Source organism: Vibrio tapetis subsp. quintayensis (assembly GCF_030409945.1).
Taxonomy (GTDB): Bacteria; Pseudomonadota; Gammaproteobacteria; order Enterobacterales; family Vibrionaceae; genus Vibrio; species Vibrio quintayensis.
The window spans coordinates 262,896-285,085 of sequence record NZ_JAUFQV010000043.1 but is presented as its reverse complement, the minus strand read 5'-3'; the positions used below and the strand labels follow the sequence as shown (position 1 = coordinate 285,085).

At 43.2% G+C, this 22,190-nt stretch carries 20 protein-coding genes; 4 read left to right on the top strand and 16 right to left on the bottom strand.

What is annotated here, in order from left to right; translation table 11 throughout:
- The first annotated feature begins 87 nt into the window (after nt 1-87).
- On the top strand, nt 88-1,653 hold the full coding sequence (locus QWZ04_RS22210) for an arylsulfatase (RefSeq protein ID WP_290330460.1): 1,566 nt from the start codon (nt 88-90) through the stop codon (nt 1,651-1,653).
- 226 nt (nt 1,654-1,879) lie between these two features.
- Nucleotides 1,880-2,893: a Gfo/Idh/MocA family protein gene (locus tag QWZ04_RS22205; RefSeq protein WP_290330459.1), complete on the top strand. Its 1,014-nt coding sequence runs from the start codon at nt 1,880-1,882 to the stop codon at nt 2,891-2,893.
- Between the two features lie 115 nt (nt 2,894-3,008).
- Here the strand turns inward: QWZ04_RS22205 and QWZ04_RS22200 are convergent, their stop codons facing one another.
- Complete coding sequence (locus QWZ04_RS22200) at nt 3,009-4,613, bottom strand: mechanosensitive ion channel family protein (protein ID WP_290330458.1); 1,605 nt, start codon at nt 4,611-4,613, stop codon at nt 3,009-3,011.
- Nucleotides 4,614-4,951: 338 nt separating this feature from the next.
- On the opposite strand from QWZ04_RS22200, the gene QWZ04_RS22195 reads away from it, so the two are divergent.
- Nucleotides 4,952-5,227: a hypothetical protein gene (locus tag QWZ04_RS22195; RefSeq protein WP_290330457.1), complete on the top strand. Its 276-nt coding sequence runs from the start codon at nt 4,952-4,954 to the stop codon at nt 5,225-5,227.
- A 96-nt stretch (nt 5,228-5,323) separates the two neighbouring features.
- Here QWZ04_RS22195 and QWZ04_RS22190 read toward each other — a convergent pair whose 3' ends face one another.
- The 11 genes from QWZ04_RS22190 to QWZ04_RS22140 all read right to left on the bottom strand — a co-directional run bounded on the left by QWZ04_RS22190 (nt 5,324) and on the right by QWZ04_RS22140 (nt 16,407).
- Entirely contained in the window at nt 5,324-6,100 is a 777-nt protein-coding gene (locus QWZ04_RS22190) for a DUF5718 family protein (RefSeq protein ID WP_290330456.1), read from the bottom strand.
- 79 nt (nt 6,101-6,179) lie between these two features.
- Nucleotides 6,180-7,118, bottom strand: coding sequence for a triphosphoribosyl-dephospho-CoA synthase CitG (gene citG / locus QWZ04_RS22185; protein WP_290330455.1), 939 nt, complete (start codon nt 7,116-7,118; stop codon nt 6,180-6,182).
- Nucleotides 7,105-7,626 (bottom strand): citrate lyase holo-[acyl-carrier protein] synthase, encoded by a 522-nt coding sequence (gene citX / locus QWZ04_RS22180; protein ID WP_290330454.1) that lies wholly within the window; start codon nt 7,624-7,626, stop codon nt 7,105-7,107. The genes citG and citX (QWZ04_RS22180) overlap by 14 nt, the downstream gene beginning before the upstream one ends.
- A gap of 2 nt (nt 7,627-7,628) precedes the next feature.
- The gene (gene citF, locus QWZ04_RS22175; protein WP_290330453.1) at nt 7,629-9,143 is read right to left on the bottom strand and encodes a citrate lyase subunit alpha; all 1,515 of its coding nucleotides are present in this window, start codon (nt 9,141-9,143) and stop codon (nt 7,629-7,631) included.
- 10 nt (nt 9,144-9,153) lie between these two features.
- Nucleotides 9,154-10,029: a citrate (pro-3S)-lyase subunit beta gene (gene citE / locus QWZ04_RS22170; RefSeq protein ID WP_290330452.1), complete on the bottom strand. Its 876-nt coding sequence runs from the start codon at nt 10,027-10,029 to the stop codon at nt 9,154-9,156.
- Nucleotides 10,029-10,328, bottom strand: coding sequence for a citrate lyase acyl carrier protein (gene citD, locus QWZ04_RS22165; RefSeq protein WP_290330451.1), 300 nt, complete (start codon nt 10,326-10,328; stop codon nt 10,029-10,031). The genes citE and citD overlap by 1 nt, the downstream gene beginning before the upstream one ends.
- 281 nt (nt 10,329-10,609) lie before the next feature.
- Nucleotides 10,610-11,299, bottom strand: coding sequence for a response regulator (locus tag QWZ04_RS22160; RefSeq protein ID WP_290330450.1), 690 nt, complete (start codon nt 11,297-11,299; stop codon nt 10,610-10,612).
- Complete coding sequence (locus QWZ04_RS22155) at nt 11,296-12,918, bottom strand: ATP-binding protein (RefSeq protein WP_290330449.1); 1,623 nt, start codon at nt 12,916-12,918, stop codon at nt 11,296-11,298. The genes QWZ04_RS22160 and QWZ04_RS22155 overlap by 4 nt, the downstream gene beginning before the upstream one ends.
- A gap of 115 nt (nt 12,919-13,033) precedes the next feature.
- Nucleotides 13,034-14,338, bottom strand: coding sequence for a sodium ion-translocating decarboxylase subunit beta (locus tag QWZ04_RS22150; protein WP_290330448.1), 1,305 nt, complete (start codon nt 14,336-14,338; stop codon nt 13,034-13,036).
- Between the two features lie 9 nt (nt 14,339-14,347).
- On the bottom strand, nt 14,348-16,150 hold the full coding sequence (gene oadA, locus QWZ04_RS22145) for a sodium-extruding oxaloacetate decarboxylase subunit alpha (protein WP_290330447.1): 1,803 nt from the start codon (nt 16,148-16,150) through the stop codon (nt 14,348-14,350).
- Nucleotides 16,151-16,167: 17 nt separating this feature from the next.
- Entirely contained in the window at nt 16,168-16,407 is a 240-nt protein-coding gene (locus QWZ04_RS22140; RefSeq protein WP_290330446.1) for an OadG family protein, read from the bottom strand.
- Nucleotides 16,408-16,739: 332 nt separating this feature from the next.
- Here QWZ04_RS22140 and citX (QWZ04_RS22135) point away from each other — a divergent pair, with 332 nt between their 5' ends.
- Nucleotides 16,740-17,267, top strand: coding sequence for a citrate lyase holo-[acyl-carrier protein] synthase (citX, locus tag QWZ04_RS22135; protein WP_290330445.1), 528 nt, complete (start codon nt 16,740-16,742; stop codon nt 17,265-17,267).
- Nucleotides 17,268-17,324: 57 nt separating this feature from the next.
- Here the strand turns inward: citX (QWZ04_RS22135) and citC are convergent, their stop codons facing one another.
- The 4 genes from citC to QWZ04_RS22115 form a co-directional block, all read right to left on the bottom strand.
- Complete coding sequence (gene citC, locus QWZ04_RS22130; RefSeq protein WP_290330583.1) at nt 17,325-18,401, bottom strand: [citrate (pro-3S)-lyase] ligase; 1,077 nt, start codon at nt 18,399-18,401, stop codon at nt 17,325-17,327.
- A gap of 243 nt (nt 18,402-18,644) precedes the next feature.
- The gene (locus QWZ04_RS22125; RefSeq protein WP_290330444.1) at nt 18,645-20,150 is read right to left on the bottom strand and encodes a tripartite tricarboxylate transporter permease; all 1,506 of its coding nucleotides are present in this window, start codon (nt 20,148-20,150) and stop codon (nt 18,645-18,647) included.
- An 11-nt stretch (nt 20,151-20,161) separates the two neighbouring features.
- Nucleotides 20,162-20,656, bottom strand: coding sequence for a tripartite tricarboxylate transporter TctB family protein (locus QWZ04_RS22120; RefSeq protein WP_290330443.1), 495 nt, complete (start codon nt 20,654-20,656; stop codon nt 20,162-20,164).
- A 96-nt stretch (nt 20,657-20,752) separates the two neighbouring features.
- Complete coding sequence (locus QWZ04_RS22115) at nt 20,753-21,745, bottom strand: Bug family tripartite tricarboxylate transporter substrate binding protein (RefSeq protein ID WP_290330442.1); 993 nt, start codon at nt 21,743-21,745, stop codon at nt 20,753-20,755.
- Nucleotides 21,746-22,190 lie beyond the last annotated feature (445 nt).

Below are 22,190 nucleotides of genomic sequence, written 5' to 3'. Positions count from 1 at the left end.
CACCACACCGGGAACCGATTAGCTTAAATGGCAACAAGGTGTACAAACACTTTGACTTTCCAATCTCAATAAACAATTGGAGTCCTTATGACTACCCAAATCAATAAACTGGCAGTAGGTGTTGGCCTTTTAGCCGCATCTGGCGCCGCGACAGCAGCAGACCAACCTAACATTTTGGCTCTCTGGGGTGATGACATTGGTGTGTTCAACATCAGTGCTTACAACAACGGCATGATGGGGTATGAAACCCCAAATATCGACCGTATCGCGAATGAAGGGGCGTTATTTACTGATCATTACGGCCAACAGTCTTGTACCGCAGGACGAGCTGCTTTCCTTACTGGTCAAGAACCTTTCCGAACAGGTCTGCTAACTATCGGTATGCCAGGCTCAGATCACGGTATTCCTGATTGGGCTCCAACGATTGCTGACTTATTAAAAGAGCAGGGTTACATGACGGCTCAATTTGGTAAAAACCACATGGGCGATCAAGACAAACACCTACCAACCAACCACGGCTTTGATGAATTTTTCGGCAACCTATATCACCTTAACGCTGAAGAAGAACCAGAAACTTATTACTACCCTAAAGATGCAGAATTCCGTCAAAAATACGGTCCACGTGGCGTAATTAAGGCAACGGCAGACGGTAAAATTGAAGACACAGGTCCAATGACGCGTAAGCGTATGGAGCACGCCGATGAGGAGTTCTTGGAAGAGTCGTTAGCTTTCATGGAAAAAGCCGTTAAAGCGGACAAACCTTTCTTCATTTGGCACAACACTACTCGTATGCACGTTTGGACACGTCTACAAGAGAAATACCAAGGCGCATCAGGCATCAGCATTTACGCCGATGGCATGTTAGAGCACGATGACCACGTTGGTATCTTGCTAGACAAGCTTGATGAGCTAAAAATCGCTGACAATACCATTGTAATTTACTCAACAGATAATGGCGCTGAAACCGTGTCATGGCCTGATGGTGGTGCGACTTACTTCCACGGCGAGAAAGGCACAACATACGAAGGTGGTATGCGTGTACCACAGCTCGTTCGTTGGCCTGGTGTGATCGAACCAGGTACTAAGATCAACGACATTATGTCTCACCAAGATTGGATTCCAACCTTAATGGCTGCCGCTGGTGATGATAAAGTAGTAGAGAAATTGGCTTCTGACAAAGGCGCTCGTTACAACGGCAAAAACTGGCGTGTGCATTTAGATGGTTACAACTTCCTGCCTTATTTTGAAGGTAAAGAAGAGCAAGGTCCACGTGATAGCATGCTTTACTTCTCAGCTAACGCAGAGCTAAATGCAGTTCGTACTGGTGATTTCAAAGTTTCATTTGCTGTACTAGAAGGTAATATTGTTGATGCGGTTCGCTTCCAACCAAACTGGCCGCAAATCGTTCATTTACGTGCAGACCCATTCGAAAAAGCGCCTCATGAATCTGGTATGTACTTACGTTGGATGGCGGATAACATGTGGTTATTTGTACCCGTTGCCAATGAAGTACAAAGCTTCTTGAGCACGTTGCCAGATTACCCAACTCAAGCGAGTCAGGTTCTTAACCCTGGTAACTTCAACCAGAACACAATGATGCTTCAAGGCCGACTTCAGCAACTTGAACAAGCTAGCCAACAGATGATGAAGTAATAATTCGTATCTGAATAAGCAAAATGACCTACACTTTTATGCACAAGTCATAACACAGTGTGGGTCATTTTTTCCGTCGGTATGTCTATTACTTACTTCGATTTGTTTCATGATGTGGCGAACTCAATCACTAGTTTTGTGAACCTATGTACTAATTAACATAATTGAAAGCAATGATTTGTTTTAGAATAATTAGCTATCTCTTCTAGTTATAAGGATGCATCATTTGCGATTAGATAAGGAAAACACGCCAACCCGCTGGGGAATAATAGCTCCTGGACGCATAGCTCACCGGTTTGCACAGGCGTTTGAATCGATTACCGATGGAACATTATGTGCGGTCGCTAGCCGAAACCCACAACGTACGAACGAATTCGCAAATCAATACAATATCCCGAAGAGATATCACTCTTACCAAGATTTACTCACCGATGACAGCATTGATGCCGTTTACATAGCTAATCCGCATCGCTACCACTGCGACATCGCCTCAAAGGCAATTCAAGCAGGCAAATCCGTTCTTTGTGAAAAGCCGCTAACCGTGAATAGAGCCCAAAGCGAATATTTATTTGAACTCGCGAGCAAGCATCAAGTGTTCATAATGGAAGCTTTATGGTCGCGTTTTTTGCCCATATGGCAACAAGTTAAACGTTGGGTCGACGATGGAGAAATTGGTGAACTGCGTGGCATCCAATCAACGTTTGGGTTCAAAGCTGAACGAAATGTAGAAGATCGTCTGTTCAATCTAGAACTAGCCGGCGGTGCATTGCTTGATACTGGTGTTTACAATATTGCACTTACCGACTTTGTCATAGGCTGTTCGCCCACAAAAATTGAATCTGATGTATTGGTTGGCGATACTGGAGTTGATGAAGAATGTAGTGTCACTTTACATTACGAAAACGCGCTAGGGGCCTCTATTCAAAGCTCGTTTACTTGTGGGTTTTTACGCAACCTTGATAATACATTTGAGATAGTGGGCAGTGAGGGTAACATTGTCGTTGCTCACAACTTCTGGGAAGCTGAGCAAGCCACCTTGCAAAAAGCAAGCGACAGTCAACAAAACGTTCACATCCCCTACCGAACAAATGGTTTCGAATATCAAATCGACGAAGTACACCAATGTTTACGCAATAATCGGCTTTCCAGCCAAAACGTCAGCCCGAAAGTCACACTAAGAAATATGGCCGTTATGGATGAGATATTAAATCAAGCAGGGGTTGAATATCCGTTTCTTTGACCGCCGAATAAGCAACCTAACAACCCGCTATGTAAACTATTCCTGATACAAACTGATCATGATAAACCGCCAACCATTAACGCTGGCGGCATCATATTACGTCAATCTTGCAGCATTATGCATCATGGCTATACACGTGCACATCTCGCTGTGGAAACGGAATAGTAATGCCCTCTTCATCAAAACGTTTCTTAACGGTTTCAGTAACGTCCCAATACACATCCCAGTAATCAACCGTTTTCACCCACGGCCTCACCACAAAATCGACAGACGAAGAGTTTAACGTGTGAAGTTTGACCATATAGTCTGGGGTTTTCAACACCATCGGGTGCTGCTCCAAAATATCTGAAAGGACCGCTTTAGCTTTATCGATATCATCCGAATACCCGATACCAAACACCATATCCACTCGGCGAACCTGCTCGGCGGTAATGTTATTGATGACGTCTCCCCAAATCTTGTTGTTTGGAATAACCAAACGCTGATTATCGATGGTTTGTACCGTTGTAGAGACCAAGCTCATGTTCTTTACGGTTCCTTGGATCCCTGCGACTTTTACCATATCTCCCACATCATACGGGCGGTAAATCAAAATCATCAGACCCGATGCGAAGTTAGACAAGGTGTCTTGCAAGGCGAAACCAATGATGACACCGGCAACACCAAAACCTGTCAGTAGCGGTGCAAGCTCAATACCCACTTGAGACAATGCAATCAGTAAACCGATAAATACGACCGCTTTAGAAGCAATAGAGATGAAGAAGTCTTGCATCAACACGCTAAACTTCATCTTTGAATGCGATACGCTTTTGCCTACGGCCTTGCTGACAACACGAGAGAATAATCGCGTTACATATAAGATTCCGATGAACAATAGAAACTTAACGACCATAGATGGTGTATTAGTGAACGCCCACTCTTTAAAAGAAACCAGCCACTCATCCAGCATTCCTAGCGCAACATCAAAATCCAGCACATCGGCGTTAATATCCCCGGTAATGGACAACAAAATCTGCTTATAGTTGGTGACGTCAATCCCATAACTGCCCATCAAGTTAATGCCTGACTCTAGGCTTTTCACCATCATTCCAATACGTTCAGTATGTCTATTTAGCTCTGCAGACAACGCTGCTTTTTGTTCAGGCACCACGAACGACATGCGTTTTTTCAGCTCTTGCTTTTGGGAATCCAGAAAAAGAATCGCATTAGCTAAAAACTCGGAACGCTTAGTCAGCGCATCTGTCAGTGTTTTCTCTTGCGAGGAAACATCCAGTTGCCTGCCTTTCGCCCATATCAGCGTTTCAGCCATTTGCTGATAATAGGTATCCATTGCAAAAATACGTCTTTGCACCAACAACTCTAAGCGAAGTTTTTCATCTCCCGTTTCGGCTCGGCTTTGTTTAACCAGCTCGATGATCTTTGTTTCACTTCTATCTAAAAGTTTTTGCAACAAAGTCATTTGCTCGATAATCAATTCATCGACGGCCTTGTTTTCAGATTGAGGTTTTACAATCGGGACTATTTGGGATCTCAAAGCTTCGTTTTTACGCCTTAAGATATCCTCCAAAAACGGCTGTTCCGATTCATCCGCTATTGCTAAGGCATTAAAATCTTCCACTAAGCTCGATTGAATTTTTGCCACATTCTCGAATGTTTGCGCATAGACTGGTGCCACAAAAAACGACGCGAGCACGGCAAACACTAACAGCCACTTATTCATAAAATTCCTTTTAAATGTCTACAGTTAACAAACTAAGATTAACTCGACTACGAAAATCTGCTCTGATTTTTTGTTAATCCTCTTCAGTTTTGTGAGATCACGACAAAAGCAGCTTGCCGTACGGGCAGCACTTAAAACTAACCGACGGGCATTCGTTAATGATGACTATTGAGACCACTTGGTGCCCTCGGTTATCACACAAACAATGGTTAAAAACATTGAAACCATTTACATCCATTAAATACCCGCCAAGTTGCGTTAATGCGCATAAATCCATCTAAAAATTACGCTTATTATAGATACATCAACTTGAAAGAGACCAGATAGCAGGTAAAAGTATGATCGTTTCGAATGCGTTTAATGAAAGTCTAACCGAAAAGTCTAAACAACATTGGCTAAGTTACTGGAAGCACTTTGATAAGAAACACTACCATTTTTGTGCTGAAGTGAATTGCACAAATGAATACCATCACGGCGCGTTAGTTAAGCAGAATTCTGTAGCAGAAGAGTTTCTGTTTGTTATTCCCCTTTGCAAAGAACACAGCAACAGTTTCCATGATCAAATAGAATTGGATCAGAATATAGAGATTATTCCAGCTGAACTTAGTTTGTAGTCCTTGTAGGGATTTTGTTGGAATTTGAGCAATGAGTTATCCATATTAGTCATTGCTCTTTTTTATTCTATTGATTCAATTAACAACGATAGTGAATTACACAACTAATTGGGAAAATGAAAGCAGCTCATCATTATTGACCGACTTATTATGTGTAAACATTTCTTTCACCGTTTGCTCTGAGACAAAATCAGAATTGAACGCGGCTATATGTACCTTATCCCCCTTCTGAACAAAATTCTCATCCCCCCATTTCGTGTAGTTTGGCGCACCCGTGTACAGCACCAACTCGTCAGGATAACCCTGCGCTTTAAGTATGGGTAAAATAGCGTCGTACATGCCGTCATCTTGTTGATGGTTAATTCGGTCCGTCATCCACGCCATCAAATGACAGTAGAATACTTTTAGTTCAGTACAGTCGACGACTGGCGTTGCGAGATGCATTATGTCGTTTCGCTCTACATATGAAACCAACTTTAGGTTGTTGCCGTAATTCGCAGGACTTAGCCTTAGCACATCCCACCATGTTTGGTTAATACCTTTGGACTTCTCGCCCCATGCTTTACGTTCAGAGATTTTCTGCGAGCCTTCAAGTTCACGGATGGTGAAATCATTACCTATAGTAATTTGCGTTGCCATTAAGGCGCTAACTTTGCCATCTTTTGCGTAGCTGACTTTACAACGCAATACGAATTCAGGCTCTATGTCTACGCGCGTTCCCGCTGGTGGGTAACGAGCAACATCACCGCTTGAGAGTGTTTCGTTGTGATCACAATGAATCACAAATATGCCATTTGGCAGAGTGTCTTCCTGCACGTTTTCCGCCCCACTTAAGTGGCCTGAAAAATTACCAATAATGCCAATACACAGCATGAGCTTTCTCCTATTCTATGTTTCTCGTTATCGTTAATTAACGGTGTTACTAATACGCTATCGAACGGCGATACTTATGCTAAAGCGTTGTTGTACACGTATCTAGTTGAGCTAGCAGCCACGTCGCCGCCAGTAAATCCGCACTCCCTCCAGGGCTTAGGTTTTTCTCTACCAAGACAGCATCAAATTCCCACAGCAATGCCTCCCTATGTTGGACGGATGAAACATTTTGTTCTAACAAGTTATAAGCATAATTTTTGACAAATTTTAAGCCGGGTACTCCCCCTCGGTTGACCAAGTTACTGTCGCTATTGTTGGCCATGAGTACTAATAATGTATTAGTCATTGCTTGCTCTTCTGAATCTCCAGCACTGATCGCCTTCTGATATTCTGGCAAGGCATGATCATAAATCGTAGGGTAACCATTGGCCGCTTCACCTCTGATACCCGTTAAGCCATGCTGTTGGTAAATTTTCTCTCCTGCGGTAACCGGTCGCTTATTGGTATTCGCTAGGTCATCAAGGACTAACGTTTCACAGCAAGCCTTAATCACCGATCGTACGCGCAGCGAATCAAAGCTCAGTCCTTTCGCGTAGAGCCATCCAACAGCACCGCAAATCAGCCCAAGAGTGAATATCATGCCTTTGTGTGTGTTGACGCCAGTTGTCACATCAAACATCGCCTTTTCTGCTTGTATGCCAACTTTTCGTAAGCTGGGTAATATGGCTTTAGCTGGCAAGTGGCTCATTCGACTGCCTGTATTGACAAACTGCTTCATGAATGGGCGTAAAGCTTCACTACTGGCAATAAACGTATCAAGGCTCATGTCTTCGTGTGAGCCTGTCGACTGGCAATCAACTAAACCCGGCTTTGGAGTAAGGTGCACTTCTAGCATCATGGCGTGATAAGCAAGATTCCCTGCCAACTCACAGATATTAAGTTGGGGAGCGCCATAGTTAGACGGGGTGAACAATGCACAATCATCCATTAGTAAGTTAAAGGTTCTATTGGCTATCATGAATAATCTCGGTCATTTTATTCAACAACTCTTGCAACGAATGACTTCGATTTCTCGCACATAACTTGGCTTCTTGTTGGCATACGAAGCAGCGACGGCGAGATAAGTTGAAAGAATCTCGTGAAATAGGTCTACCATCGATATCGATTACATCAATATCGAATAGTCGCCCTAAAGGATGGCTATCTTCTATGTTTACCATTGCGTGTTTCAACTGAGTGTAGGATGTTGCTTTTACCGCAAACAGCGCTTCATAACCCGTTGCTGCAACGATTTTTTCTATAGCAACAATCGGAATATCGGCAGATAAACATTCATCGATAATGGCTTGGAAACCTACAAGAAATGCCCTGCTTGAAAGCTCATTTTTCTTGATGGCGCCCACCATGTTAATGGAAAAGCTCACCAGCGGCAGGGAGTGAACTGAGATCCACTCCCTTTGCCGAAAAGCACGCTGCTCCTTGCAATCGAGTAACTGCTGCAAACTGACTTTCGGCCCGCTGTACAAACCTACTCCTTAACTTGTTTGATGGTATCGATGAGAGATCCATCGCGGTAACGAACATAGCCAACCACTTTATCGTGATAACTAATCGGCTCTGGTTTACCGGTCAATAATTCGGCTCGTTGTTGAAGTTCTTCAATCGTCAAAATCGGTATACCCGCTACTGCGAGTTGCTGCGCGATATCAAGTCTTTCGGGGTTAACTGCGACGCCGTGGTCTGTAACTAATACATCAATTTGGCTGCCCACCGTGACCTTATTCAGGACAGACTCGACAACGGTTGGGATGCGGCCTCTAACAAGTGGAGCAACGATTATTGTTAAGTTGGCAGAAGCTGCGGTATCACTGTGCCCGCCAGATGCGCCACGGATAACACCATCGGAACCGGTAATCACGTTGACATTAAACTCGGTGTCTATTTCTAGAGCGCTTAAAATAACGACGTCTAAGCGGTCAACCACAGCTCCTTTTGACGATGGATTGGCGTATTGATTGGCTGAAATTTCAATATGGTTTGGGTTTCTCGCCAGAGAGTCTGCGGCATTCGAATCAAAAGACTGGACGTCAAGCAAAGTTTCAATCAACCCTTTCTCGTGCAGATCCACCATGGTTGAAGTAATCCCGCCCAATGCAAAGCTTGCTGTGATGTTATTACGCAGCATTTTTTCTTCTAAGAACCGTGTTACTGCCAGTGATGCCCCACCAGAACCGGTTTGCAGCGAGAACCCTTGCTTAAAGTAGCCAGAGTGTTCGATAACCTCGGCCGCTTTTCTCGCAATCAAGAGTTCTCTCGGATTGCTCGTCATGCGCGTGGCACCTCCGCCAATTTTAGACGCGTCGCCAACCTGCTCTACCTGCACAACGCTATCAACTTGATCTTGAGCCAATGATGCGGGTTGGTTTGGAAACGATACGATTTGTTCGGTTAAGACGATGACATGATGGGCGAACTGCGCATCAATTTGTGCGTAGCCCAATGAACCACAACGAGCATTGCCCGTGACCGCATTTGCGTTACCAAATTCATCTGATGTTGAAACACCAAGAAATGCGACATCAATATCTAATTCACCGGTTTTAACAAGATGAACTCGGCCACCATGTGAATGGATATGAATAGGCTCTTGTAATAAACCACGTGAAATCTCTTCTGCAAGCTGACCACGTAAACCGGAAGTGTACAGCTTCGTCACAACGCCATTTTTAATATGTTCAACCAACGGTGCGTGGTTTTCAGAAAGAGAGCTGGATGCCAACGTAAGATTTTTCAGACCCATATCAGCAATGATATCCATCACCATGTTTATGATTTTATCGCCACCACGAAATGAGTGATGAAACGAAATAGTCATGCCATCTTGCAGGCCGCTATTTCTAATGGCATCTTCTACGGTTTTAAACAACTTGCGGCTTTTCTTCCCCTCTCTATTGAGTAGGTGCGGCGTAATCTGGTGCGCACCTTCAAATGGAATCAAGTCATGAGACAGGGCATGGGCGTGATCAGTTACTTTGTTATTCATCAGACTTGTCCTACTGCTTAATACCGGATTCGGCACGTTCTAACGTCCAGCGAGCGCGCTCAATAATGGGTGCGTCTACCATTTTCCCGTTCAAAGAAACAACGCCGGAACCCTGTTCTTCTGCTTCTTCCGCCGCTTCAATGACTGCATGAGCATGGTCGACTTCTTTTTGCGACGGGGCAAAAACGTTGTGTATGATTTCGATTTGGCGAGGGTTAATGAGAGATTTACCATCAAAACCTAGTGATTTGATGTGTTCAGCTTCACGAGTGAACCCGGCTTCGTTGTTTGCATCAGAGTAGACCGTATCAAACGCCATGATGCCCGCAGCACGAGCGGCTTGTAGAATACTACAACGAGCAAACAGCAATTCTGTTCCCTCTGGTGTGCGCTCGGTTCTTAAATCCCGCACATAATCTTCCGCGCCAAGTGCAATACCAATCAGTCGCTTAGAACCGGTGGCAATTTGAACCGCGTTATTAATACCCATGGCCGATTCGATGGCTGCAAGCATTTTTGTACTGCCTAATTCTCGGCCAAACTCTATCTCAGCTTCTGCGATCACCATCTCCATATCAATCACATCTTGCACACTGTCTGTTTTCGCCAATCGAACCACGTTAACACCCGCTTTTACGACCGCTTTTACATCGGATACACCAAAATCTGAATCTAAACCGTTAACCCGTACAATCGTCTCAATATCCGCATACAAGGGATGTTGCAACGCGTTGTAGACCAACATGCGGGCCGTGTCTTTTTCACGTAAGGAAACAGAATCTTCCAAATCAAACATGATAGCGTCTGGTTGATATATAAAGGAATTGCTGAGCATTGCGGCGTTAGAGCTCGGTACGAACAACATACTTCTTCTTAGGTGACTCATTATACGGCTCCCCAAATGATGTCGGTTCCACTGATACCTGCCGATCTCATGACTGCGGCTTGAACACGAGCTCGAATGACACAATCTAATGCGCCTTTGTCATGAATAACAACAAGAGCGGATTTCACCCCCATTTCATCTAATGTACTGGACACTACATTACGGATAGCCGAAGCAAACTGCTTTTCGACGGAACTATTGATATCAATATCAAGTTGGTCATTTGAACAAGGGGAGACTTCTACAAGCAAGTCACTCGATTCGAGCGTCCCTGCATAGGATCTCTGATTGATGTGCATATTCAATCCTTAGGGTTCGTTAATTGGATGGCTATAATTTTTCAGTCGTTAAATTTCCCGACTTCTTTAGTGGATATTGTCTGCCAACCTAAGGGGGAATATGGGGATGACGCTCATGTTTCATCGTAGGGTAAACACCATTAATGGCTTTAATGGTTTTAATTGGAAAATTAGCTAGGTTAAGAGGTTAAATAGCTCTCTTGAAGAAATGGGTTATAACACAAATAAAAAAACCACCTGTCCGAGAGTTAACAGGTGGTTTTTTGTTTTTCTCTGATGCCCTAAGCATTTTTCACATAAACGCGTTCAGGCCTACCGACTCGTCCATGTTCATTTTCTACCGTCAGGAACCCGCTTGCTGAACAAAACTCTAAGTAACGTCGTGCTGTCGTTTTGCTTATTCCCACTTCGCCACCTAAGCTTTCTGCGGTAAATTTGATGCCACAATTCGCTGAAAAAACTTGCTTAATTTTGTCTAGCGTTAGTTCACCTATGCCTTTTGGCAACCGGCTGGAGACTTTGTCCCTCGCCTGCATGTTAAAAAGATCGTCCACATGGCGCTGGCTAATGTTATCAAATGCGTTAATGGCGCTGTTGTATTTCAAGTAACGGTTTAGAGTTTCCTGCAGTCGATCATAAGAAACGGGTTTTAAAAGGTAGTCGAAACAACCGCATTGTAGAGCGTCTTTTACCGTGTCCATTTCGCTAGAAGCCGTCACCAAAATTACATCGGGTTGATTACCACTTTTGTCCGCTACTATTTCACGAAGCAACTCAATACCACGACCGTCAGGTAAGTAGTTATCGAGTAATATCAACCTGGGCTTATTTACACGGATCATGGTCTTAGCCATGGCGATGGTGGACGCAATACCGATTGGGTTAAATCGCACCGTTTGCCGCAAAAACTGCGCATGCAATTCCGCGATACCAACTTCATCTTCAATTATGAGTACGTCAATAGTGTTCATTCGTTGTTACCTTGATTCGGAATAAATATAGAAAATATGGTTCCCTTAGGCTCTGCGTCGTCAACTAAGATTACGCCGCCAGAATTAGTCACGTATCTATTGATTAAATATAGCCCGATTCCATGGCCATCACTATCATCCTTGCTGGTGACGCCCCGGCTAAATATAGTCGCGGCGATATCCGCTGATATGCCACATCCGTTATCGGCCACTTCAATGACTAAATCAGCCCCTGCATCCGTGATTAGAACGGTAATGACTTTATTACTTTCGGGATTTTTTAGTGTGGCTTCAAATGCGTTATCAATAAGGTTTCCGATTATTGCTGATAACTCATTTGGTTCAATTTTTTCATTTAATGAGTACAATTGGCACGTCGGATCAAACGATAAGTCTAACCCTAACTCTTGAGATCTTGCGTATTTCCCAAGTAAAATTCCCGCTACTTGCGTGCATTTTATTCTCGAACTTACAAAATCTATAAGCTGTTGTTTATGGTTGCTTTCACTATTAATCATCGCCAGAGCAGATTCATTAGCGCCAATTTCAATCATGCCCGCAATCGTCGACAATTTATTCGCGTGCTCATGGCGCATGACTCTCAGGTTATCTGTGTATTGTTTTATTTGTGTTAATTCTGCTGTTAATGAATTGATATCATTTTTATGTCGAAAGCTCACGACCCAGCCAACTAATATGTTATTGTCAAAAATCGCGACTCTATTAGCAATTAATGTTTGTCCATTAATTGAAACTATCTCATCTTTTATATTTTTATCAAACGGTGTTTGAAAGAAAAATTGAGAGTTGGTGACAAATTCTAATATACTACGAGACTTCAGATACGCTACATCTTTGTCTGTGCCTAACAACTCTAAAGCGGTTTTGTTTAGAGTGAGTATATGCCCACCTTTATCCAGAGCAATGACACCTTCGTAAACGGATTGAAGAATGGATTTTTGAAGATGTAGCGCGAGCGCAATTTCCTTTGGCTCCATACCATTCATCTTATTTTTGATGTGACTTGAAAAGGCCCACGCACCTAAAATTGTCAGAAAGATAATAATCAGAACTTCATAAATCAGAGGTTCAAAATAAAAAGAAAGCCACTGATCAAATCGATTCAGCAGGTAGCCCACCGATACAACACCAATAATTTCACCATCAAAATCAATAATTGCAGCTTTGCCTCTTACTCCATAGCCTAAACTGCCTTCTTTTATTGAAATATAAGATTCACCTCTTTCCAAAACTCCTTTATTGTCACCACCTTGCATTGGTTTTCCGATGCGCGTTTTTACTGGATGGGACAGACGAATTCCCGACTCATCACCAACCACAATAAAACTAGCATCAGAGATCTTGTGCAGTCGAGTAGTCACTCGTTCAATGGCTGCAACGTTTTTTATTCTTACTTCTTGAATTAATTCTGGGTCACTTGCTATCTCTTTCGCTTGAATTAATGCTCTAGTTCCAACTTGATGTTCAAGCGAGTTAAGTAAAGTACGATGAAAATTACCACCAGCAATGGCTAATTGGACTAACATTAACGCAAAGATAAGGATAAAAACTTGCTCTCTAAAAGAAAGCTTATTTTTCAACCATTCCATTAATTGCATAGGGGTAGCCTTCATATACCCATTCATCCTTTATTAATTAATATATCGCACAATAATATTGTGCCTGTTTAAACATAAAAAGGAAGATCTTAAGATCTTCCTTTATATAACTTTGCTAGCCTCCGATCACATATTTGATCATTACTCCCGCAGCCACTGCTGAGCCAATAACACCGGCCACGTTCGGTCCCATTGCGTGCATCAACAAAAAGTTTTGAGGATTCGCTTCCAAGCCTATTTTATTGGTCACTCGCGCCGCCATCGGAACTGCAGATACCCCCGCTGAACCAAGCAGTGGATTGACCTTATCCTTACAGACCTTGTTCATTGCTTTGGCCATTAACAAGCCAGCAGCGGTTCCGACGCAAAATGCCACGATACCTAATGCCAAAATGCCTAGTGTTTGCGGTTGTAAGAATTTATCCGCCATCAATTTTGAACCAACCGAAAGGCCCAAGAATATGGTCACTATGTTAATCAGCGCATTTTGAGCAGTATCAGAAAGTCGCTCTACTACGCCGCACTCTCGCATTAAGTTACCAAAACAGAACATACCAAGTAATGGGGTTGCTGATGGCAGGAGCATCGCGATCAAAATAAGCAACATCAACGGGAAGCAAACTTTTTCAATCTTGCCGACCGTGCGCAGTTGCGTCATGATGATTTTTCGCTCAGCTTCTGTTGTTAACGCTCGCATAATTGGCGGTTGGATCATTGGAACCAATGCCATGTATGAGTACGCGGCAACGGCAATTGCACCCAATAGTTCAGGTGCCAACATGCTCGAAACGTATATCGCCGTCGGGCCATCAGCTCCACCAATAATGCCAATCGCAGCGGCTTGTGCAACGCTGAAGTCCATGATACCGAGTTGACTTAAGCCAAGCGCGCCAAGTACAGTCGCGAAAATGCCAAACTGAGCAGCGGCACCCAGTAACAAGGTTTTAGGGTTGGCAAGTAACGGACCAAAATCTGTCATTGCTCCAACGCCCATAAAGATGACCAATGGCCCTACACCAGAAGCAATCGCGACACTATAAAAAGTGTACAACATGCCATCGCTGTAATTGTATTGCTCTGCCAATAGTTTCAACGCAACTTTGTCTTGTGGTGATGCCATCTCGTAAGCGTGTTTAATCACATCGGGCGTCGTATCTGTAAGGTTTAGCACCGCAGAAAATGCCCCCATTACTTCGGTTTTCCCAGCATAAATGGCGGCTTCTACCCCACTAACGGCAAGGTTGGCATCAGGTAAATTTGCTAAGATCCCTCCTAGGCCAATTGGTACCAGTAGCAAAGGTTCGAAGTTTTTTACTATGGCGAGATAAAGCAATCCCAAACCTACAAGGATCATGATCGCTTGACCGAATTGTAAGTGGAGGAAACCGAAATCTCGGACCAGGGCTAAAATATTGTCCATTTTGTTCCCTTACGCCAGAGCGACCAATGCATCGCCAACTTGCACCGAATCACCTTCGGATACACTTAAGCTCTCGATCACGCCCTCTCTTGCAGCGCGGATCTCTGTTTCCATTTTCATCGCTTCCAAAATGAGAATAACTTCACCTTCTTTGACCAGCTGACCAATCTTTGCGTGAATTTTCCAAATATTGCCCGCTAGAGGCGCAGCGACTGTTTCGGCATCACCAGAAGGAGAAACCGGAGCGGCTGAAACAGGCGCTGCTAATAGTGTGGTGGTAGAACTCGCTAACACTTCAGGATCAGCACCTTCGTTAATTTTTACTACGTAACTTTGGTTATTAACATTGACCGTGTAGACACCCTCGTCTTCTTTTGTAGATGAGGCCGTTTGGGTTATTTCCGCTCGCTGTGGTATTTCTGGCATGGGTTCAAATGCGTCGGGGTTATTACGGTTTTCAAGGAACTTCCAACCGACCTTATCGAATAGAGCGATGGTTAATACATCATCAATAGGGCTTTGGGCTAACTCAATTCCTTTGTCTTTCGCCTGTTCAATCACCGATTGAGTCAAGGATTCGACTTCAGGCTCAATCAAGTCAGCCGGACGACAAGTGATGGCATCAGCGCCATCAAGCACACGTAATTGCAACTCGCTGTTCATAGGCGCAGGGGTTTGGCCATATTCACCTTTTAATACACCTGCAGTTTCTTTAGTAATGGTTTTGTATCTCTCGCCCATCATTACGTTAATGACTGCTTGGGTACCAACTATTTGCGACGTTGGCGTGACTAAAGGTATAAAACCTAAATCCTCACGCACTCTTGGGATTTCCTCTAACACTAAGTCCATTTTGTCCAAGGCGTTTTGCTGCTTTAGTTGCCCCTCCATATTGGTCAACATACCACCTGGCACTTGAGCAACAAGGATGCGTGAGTCTGAACCTTTTAATTGTCCTTCAAAGCTGTGGTACTTTTTGCGTACTTCACGAAAGTAAGCGGCGATGCTTTCTAGTTTCTCAACGTTCAAGCCGGTATCACGCTGGGTTCCTTTAAGAGCCGCAACTATCGATTCTGTACAAGGATGCCCGTACGTTCCGCTCATTGATGAAATGGCTGTATCGACTCGGTCTACACCCGCCTCAATGGCTTTTAGCAATGTCATATCTGCTAGTCCAGCGGTCGAATGACAATGCAAATGAAGTTCTACATCCAATTGCTTCTTAAGAGTCGACACTAACTCGTAAGACTCATACGGTGTCATAACGCCAGCCATGTCTTTAATAGCAATGGAGTCGACCCCGGTTTCTACCAACTGTTCAGCGACATTAATCCAAGACTGCATGGTATGCACAGGGCTTGTTGTATAACAAATTGTACCTTGTGCATGTCCGCCTTGTTTTTTTACGGCTTTGATTGCTTGTTGCATGTTACGCACATCATTAAGCGCATCAAAAACACGGAAAACGTCCATGCCATTTGCAACAGCGCGTTCCACAAATTTGTCGACCACGTCATCAGCATAATGTCGGTAGCCCAATATATTTTGACCACGGAACAACATTTGTTGCTTAGTCTTTGGCATTGCTTTTTTAAGTTCACGTAAACGATGCCACGGATCTTCACCCAAAAAGCGAATACATGAATCAAACGTAGCACCACCCCAAGTTTCAAGTGACCAGTAACCGATATTGTCTAATTCTGATGCGATTGGCAGCATGTCTTCTAAACGTAGACGTGTTGCGAATAGTGATTGATGTGCGTCGCGTAAGACGACATCTGTAATACCAAGTGGCTTAACAATGTTGGACATGATGATCCCCTGTAATCCTAACTGAATTTTTTCTTGTGATGATGCAATGCAGCTGAAATTGCTGCGACTAAGTTGTCATCTGAAGGTGCATTTTTTGCAGTGGGTGCAGCGGCTTTAACCGGAGGTGGTTCAAACCGCGAAGCGAGGTCGGTTAAAAGACGAATTGCGCCAACCAGCAAACATAGAAAACAGAAAACAAATCCCATACCTAGAGCCATGAGAGTAATGCCTTCAAATATAATTGGATCTTGATTCATATTATTTTGAAACCATCTTAATGAAAGTCTCTGTAGTCTACGTAGTGGGCTCACATTTCTTCGTGAAGCTCATCATTCAATTTCGTTCATTAAACTACTTAAATGGCGTTAATAACTTTTATTATTTATCTAAGGCCATTTCAAAAATTTGCTGTAAGGTTGATCACAAAATATGCTCTATAAATTAGATTTATCTTTCTTTTAAATAAATTCATTTAGGTCATTTAAAACACTATTACCACGTAGAACTGTTCAGCAGCGCAGAATTAGGAGATGTCATATTCGTTACACTTTAATAACAAATATCTAAGCAAGAAAATAAGGGATGAACCATGCCAACCACGACCCTCCATGACGTTTTCATGGGTAAGCATCAACGAGTTGAACGACAAAGCGAACTTGTGTTTCTTCACAAACTTCCCGTTCTCACCCTTACGCTGCACCTACCAATAGAATTAGCCAAAAAGTCTTACACTAAAGTCATTTTCCAAAGCGCAATTAATGCAATACAAGGCCAATTGGCTGAACTCAGTTGGGATATAAAAACGCGGCAAATTATGCACTTAAATATGGGTTCAGAGGCCTTGTTTGTTGTCGATACCCCATCAGCCAACCAATTGAAAAAAAATATGCTCAAGATAGAACGAAACCACCCACTTGGTGCGATTTTCAATATTGATGTGTGTGATGGTCGTGGTAAAACCATATCTCGTAAATCTAGCCAGTTACCCGCACGCCAGTGCATCATTTGCGACCAAACCGCACAGAGGTGCAACATCGACAACCGTCATTCAGCCGATGAGATCGAAGGCGCAATTCTCGCATTGTGTGATCGCCAAGCTAATGCTAATGCTAATTAGTTAAAGCCACTTCCATTAAATACGCCAAGCAAATTTGCTTGGCGTATTTAATTTCAATCAAGCCGCGCTGGCTTTTTCTTTTATGCTCATAGCTTTACGTTTCGCCTGGTATAGTGACGTTTCAAGGCTAAACAAATTCTTTAGATAGTCATAGGTTGTATTAGGCACCAACTGCTGTATCGAACTCCATTCATTATCAAACAATAAATTACGGACTAACGAGGCGGATACTGGTTGGCCGATACATTCGCTGCGTGGTATTTCAATTAAGCTAACTGGAGCGCTTTCTAATGTCGGTGTCGCTAGCCATTGCTGCATTTGTTGGTTATAAAATCGAGTCACAGTACAAATGGGTTCTGTACCAACATAACGATGTGTAATGCCTAATGCTGGCGCAATATAAGAACGGAATAATTGCAAATCAACGGCGGTATGACAATAGTTGATGACCCCCTCGTCTTTTAGGAAGTAACTGGGAAATGTCGCTCGCGAAATGATGTAATCGGAACCTTCATGAATGATGACATTATCAAGATCCGCGACACCAGCTCTTATCATGGCTAAACGATCTTGATAAGAGAAAAAAGATCGGTCTTCTTTCACGACAAATAAGTGCACCCAATCACACTGCTTAGAAGCGTGTTCAACAAGATGACGATGCCCATTCGTAAATGGGTTAGCATTCATGACGATGCTACCAATTTGTTCTCCAGAGCGCTTAAGTAGCGCTAATTGGTTACAATAGCGCAATAATCGAGATTTGCTGTTTTCCATCAAGATAACTCGGTTTTTTACCGAGGTAAGCAAGTGAAAACCGGCATTGTGGAACATCTGATAGTTATCTGGTTTGGTATAGATAAAAAGGTTGTATCGGCCCATGTCGTAAGCGTGAGTCACTAACTCAGTTAGTAAAGTAGTCGACAATCCAAACCCTTGGTGTGCTTCATCAACGGCGATTGACTTAAGTGTGCTACCAGCTAAACCACCACAACCAACAACCTTACTTTGGGCGTAGGCTATGACGAACAGCTCTACGTCGGCGTCTACTCCTAACCCCATCAAGCCAAGGAAATTTTTTACTTTTTCCATCTTCCTCGTGTTGCTCTTTTTAATTCTTTCAAAGTTATATGACATGTGCACAGAGTAGTCTCATTGCAGTGGTAGAGTGACAATAAAATTATCCAATTTATGCGGTTTATAGTAATTGACATCGGTCATATACAACATCAAGTATTAAATATTTAAATGGCGTTAATGAATTTATTTATCTATTTTTGTTTTGCCATTATTTAAAATACAAAAAAGTGGCTCCAGGTTATTCCCCAGAGCCACTTCAGTTATCATTACACTTACCTACCTACATCATTTCAATAACCATTAAGCAGGTTGTGCTTCCTTCTTATTTTTTTTCAGCATACCTAAAATCGGTAAACCAATTGACAACACAGTAATGGCAATCAGTACTTGAGAAACCGTAGAGCCCGCAAAGATAGAGAAATCTTGGTCCGAAATACGGAATGCTTGACGGAACGACTGCTCCATTGTTCCACCTACGATGACGGCAAGAATCATTGGCGCTGTTGGAATATTCGCACGCTTCATCACAACACCCGCCACACCCAAGATAATCAAGATGTAGAACTCAATCGTTGAGTTACTGATTGCGTAACAACCGATGAATGCCAAACCAAGTACGATTGGGTACAGTACTTTAGGTGGAATAGCCAGTACTCGTACCAACACACCCGCTAGTGGAATATTCACAACCGCTAGAATAATGTTAGCAACAAACATACTTGCAATCAGACCCCACGCGATATCGGCGTGTTGTACGAACAATAACGGCCCTGGTTGAATGCCTAGCATTAGCAGCGCTCCCATCATTACCGCAGTCGTACCAGACCCAGGAACACCTAACGCTAACATCGGAATCATCGCACCGATCGATGCTGCATTATTCGCAGATTCTGGAGCAGCAAGACCTTCGATGGCACCATGACCAAACTCTTCGCTGTTCTTAGACAATTGCTTCTCATTGTTGTAACACATTAGAGAGGCCATTGTACCGCCAGCCCCTGGTAGAGAGCCGATAATAAAACCTACAGGTGCACTACGTAAGATGGCCCATTTAGAACGCTTCCAATCATCGCCTTCAATCCAAATACGCTTGAATTTAGTCTGCGCTTTTTTGGTGCCTTTACTTAGTGAACTGAAGCTCTTAAATACTTCACCCATTGCGTAAATACCAATGATAACAACGAGGAAATCAATACCTGTTTGTAGATGCAAATTACCAAATGTAAAACGCTCCGTACCACTTTGAGCATCAATACCAACAGTAGCAATAGCAAGGCCAATAACCATAGACAAGAAGCCTTTAAGCATATTCCCTTTTGACATAGATGCTGTCATAGACAATGCAGCAACCATTAATAAGAAATATTCAGCAGGTCCAAATTTTAATGCAAAGCCAGCAACAGGTTCAGCCAATAGCGTCATCAGAACCGCCGCAATCGTACCACCAATCAACGAAGCGATTGCAGAGATAGCCAGTGCTGATTCAGCACGGCCTTTCATTGCCATTGGGTAGCCATCAAACGTCGCAGCAAGTGCTGCGCCATCTCCTGGAGTGTTAATCAAAATAGAACTACGAGAACCTCCAAACATGGCACCAATGTACACTCCTGTCATGGTGATCAAAGCTGCCGTTGGGCCCATGGCAAACGTCATTGGTAATAAAACGGCGACGCCTGTAGCAGGGCCAAGTCCTGGAAGCATACCTACAATAGTACCTAGTACGCCCCCAACAGTCACAAGTAGCAAATGGTAGGGTTGCAACGCAACACCGAAACCATTCATTAAGTTAGCTAAAATCTCAGTCATAATAATTCGCCCTATTCCATAAATGGCAGTGGTGGAAGACTAATTGCGAGTAAGGTATTGAAGATAAAGAACACACTTACTGAGAATGCGAGAGCAACGGCAGCACTTCTTACCCAAGCTTCTTTGCCACTCGTGATGGTTAGCATGGCAAACATGAACAAGAATGTGCTGATCACATAGCCAAAGGTATCAAATATCATCGCGTAACCAGTGGCGATGATGCAGGTGTATAAAATTCTCTTGCGATCGAATTTCTTAACTTCGTCTTCATTGATTAAGTTATTGAATGCAAGAATGGATGCTTTCATATTGCTTTTTGCTAGCAAAATGGTTCCAACCAGTATTGCAAGTGCTGCAACACCCATTGGGAAATATACTGGGTCTAACGGGTTACCAAAGGCTGCTCGAGGCATGGTATATGCCATACCGCCATATATCAGGCCAAATACAACACTAAATAAACCTGTAAACGCATCCCAGTTTGGACGAACGTTGTTGTTTTCCATAGGTTATCCTTACGCTAGGAATGATTAAGGAACATTAGAAGATGACAATTTAAGAGGGGATCATTCCCCCCTTACTTTAACGAGGTGTTACTTCAATTATTTTCTAGAGAAAATCTCAGCAAGAATGCCTTTGTATTCCTCATTTGTTTGAGCTAGGAATTTAGTAAATTCCTCACCATTTTGGTAAGCCGCGTCCCAACCGTTACGTTTACGCGCTTCTGCCCACTCTGGGGTTTCCACCATTTGCTCTAATGTTGTTGTCCAGTATTTAACGGCGTAATCTGGCATGTCTTTCGGGCCAAACAGACCGCGCCAGTTTTCAAACGTTGCATCAATACCCTGCTCTTTTACTGTTGGGATATCTGCCACTGCACCTTCACCAACGCGCTTATCAGCGGTTTGTGCTAGGGCTTTTAAGTTACCGCTTTTAACGAGTTGAGTAACATCGCCAAGACCGGTTGAAATGAGGTCAACGTGTCCACCCAGTACTTGAGCCACTGCACCGCCGTCTTGAAACGAGATGTAGTCGATTTTGTTAAGGTTCGGAACGCCTGCAGCCTTTGCAATCAGCAGAAACTGAATGTGGTCCATACTGCCAGCAGCCGATGTACCGCCTACTTTCACACTCTTAGGATCTTTCTTAAGTGCATCCATCACTTCATTAATCGACGAATATTTCGAGTCTTTCGACACGACAAAAACACCGTAATCAGTAATCAAACGAGCCAGAGGCGTCGTGTCTTGGTAGCTGTATTTACTCGCACCAGTCAACTTAGTCAAAAGGATTGGTGGTGAATAGACAGAAATAAGTTTGTCGCTGGTTTTTTGCGTTTGCATGTAGGCAAGGTTTACCGCACCACCGCCACCAGGACGGTTCGTGATCGGCATGTTCGCTTCAACAAGGCCAGTATCTTTGAGGGTTTTAGCAACAGTACGGATCGTTAGATCCCAACCGCCACCAGCGCCAGAAGGGGCAACAAAAGAGAGAGTTTTCGGCGGGTAATCTTTCGCGAAAGCATTACTCATTGGTAGAGCCGCAACAGATGCGATGGCTGCGCCTATCATTACGTTTTTAAGTTTCATGTTCATTGATATACCTATTATTGTTATTTCCTTGATTCAACTTTTGGCTGACTAGAAATATAAACTCAGCGTCAAATTGATGGTGTTATTATTCAATGAACTTGAAATTGGTAATGTGATTAAATACCCCATAAATTAGTTCTTTAATGAGAGTTATGACGTTAATGAATTTTAGTAAACACACAGGTATTAAACGAGACCAGCAAAAATGATATTAATATATTATAAACAAAAGGTTACTGCGCAGCTCTCACATAAAAACAAAACAATCCATGCTGTGACTTTCATCATTTTCTCGCTTAATGTTTTTACATCACTCACAATTAAACACATTAAAACCCCTACTTAAGTGTTATTCACGTCGCAATTATATACAACAAAAAGCCATTACATTGTTACTCCCAAATTAAATTCAGCACTGTTTTTCTTATAAAATAAAAGGCCCTGCTTT

Excerpts from the sequence above, each read along its gene's own strand:
- QWZ04_RS22210 (WP_290330460.1), top strand. The coding sequence starts at position 88 with ATGACTACCCAAATCAATAAACTGGCAGTAGGTGTTGGCCTTTTAGCC.
- QWZ04_RS22200 (WP_290330458.1), bottom strand. The coding sequence starts at position 4,613 with ATGAATAAGTGGCTGTTAGTGTTTGCCGTGCTCGCGTCGTTTTTTGTG.
- QWZ04_RS22195 (WP_290330457.1), top strand. The coding sequence starts at position 4,952 with ATGATCGTTTCGAATGCGTTTAATGAAAGTCTAACCGAAAAGTCTAAA.
- QWZ04_RS22190 (WP_290330456.1), bottom strand. The coding sequence starts at position 6,100 with ATGCTGTGTATTGGCATTATTGGTAATTTTTCAGGCCACTTAAGTGGG.
- citG (WP_290330455.1), bottom strand. The coding sequence starts at position 7,118 with ATGATAGCCAATAGAACCTTTAACTTACTAATGGATGATTGTGCATTG.
- citF (WP_290330453.1), bottom strand. The coding sequence starts at position 9,143 with ATGAATAACAAAGTAACTGATCACGCCCATGCCCTGTCTCATGACTTG.
- citE (WP_290330452.1), bottom strand. The coding sequence starts at position 10,029 with ATGAGTCACCTAAGAAGAAGTATGTTGTTCGTACCGAGCTCTAACGCC.
- citD (WP_290330451.1), bottom strand. The coding sequence starts at position 10,328 with ATGCACATCAATCAGAGATCCTATGCAGGGACGCTCGAATCGAGTGAC.
- QWZ04_RS22160 (WP_290330450.1), bottom strand. The coding sequence starts at position 11,299 with ATGAACACTATTGACGTACTCATAATTGAAGATGAAGTTGGTATCGCG.
- QWZ04_RS22155 (WP_290330449.1), bottom strand. The coding sequence starts at position 12,918 with ATGCAATTAATGGAATGGTTGAAAAATAAGCTTTCTTTTAGAGAGCAA.
- QWZ04_RS22150 (WP_290330448.1), bottom strand. The coding sequence starts at position 14,338 with ATGGACAATATTTTAGCCCTGGTCCGAGATTTCGGTTTCCTCCACTTA.
- oadA (WP_290330447.1), bottom strand. The coding sequence starts at position 16,150 with ATGTCCAACATTGTTAAGCCACTTGGTATTACAGATGTCGTCTTACGC.
- QWZ04_RS22140 (WP_290330446.1), bottom strand. The coding sequence starts at position 16,407 with ATGAATCAAGATCCAATTATATTTGAAGGCATTACTCTCATGGCTCTA.
- citX (WP_290330445.1), top strand. The coding sequence starts at position 16,740 with ATGCCAACCACGACCCTCCATGACGTTTTCATGGGTAAGCATCAACGA.
- citC (WP_290330583.1), bottom strand. The coding sequence starts at position 18,401 with ATGTCATATAACTTTGAAAGAATTAAAAAGAGCAACACGAGGAAGATG.
- QWZ04_RS22125 (WP_290330444.1), bottom strand. The coding sequence starts at position 20,150 with ATGACTGAGATTTTAGCTAACTTAATGAATGGTTTCGGTGTTGCGTTG.
- QWZ04_RS22120 (WP_290330443.1), bottom strand. The coding sequence starts at position 20,656 with ATGGAAAACAACAACGTTCGTCCAAACTGGGATGCGTTTACAGGTTTA.
- QWZ04_RS22115 (WP_290330442.1), bottom strand. The coding sequence starts at position 21,745 with ATGAACATGAAACTTAAAAACGTAATGATAGGCGCAGCCATCGCATCT.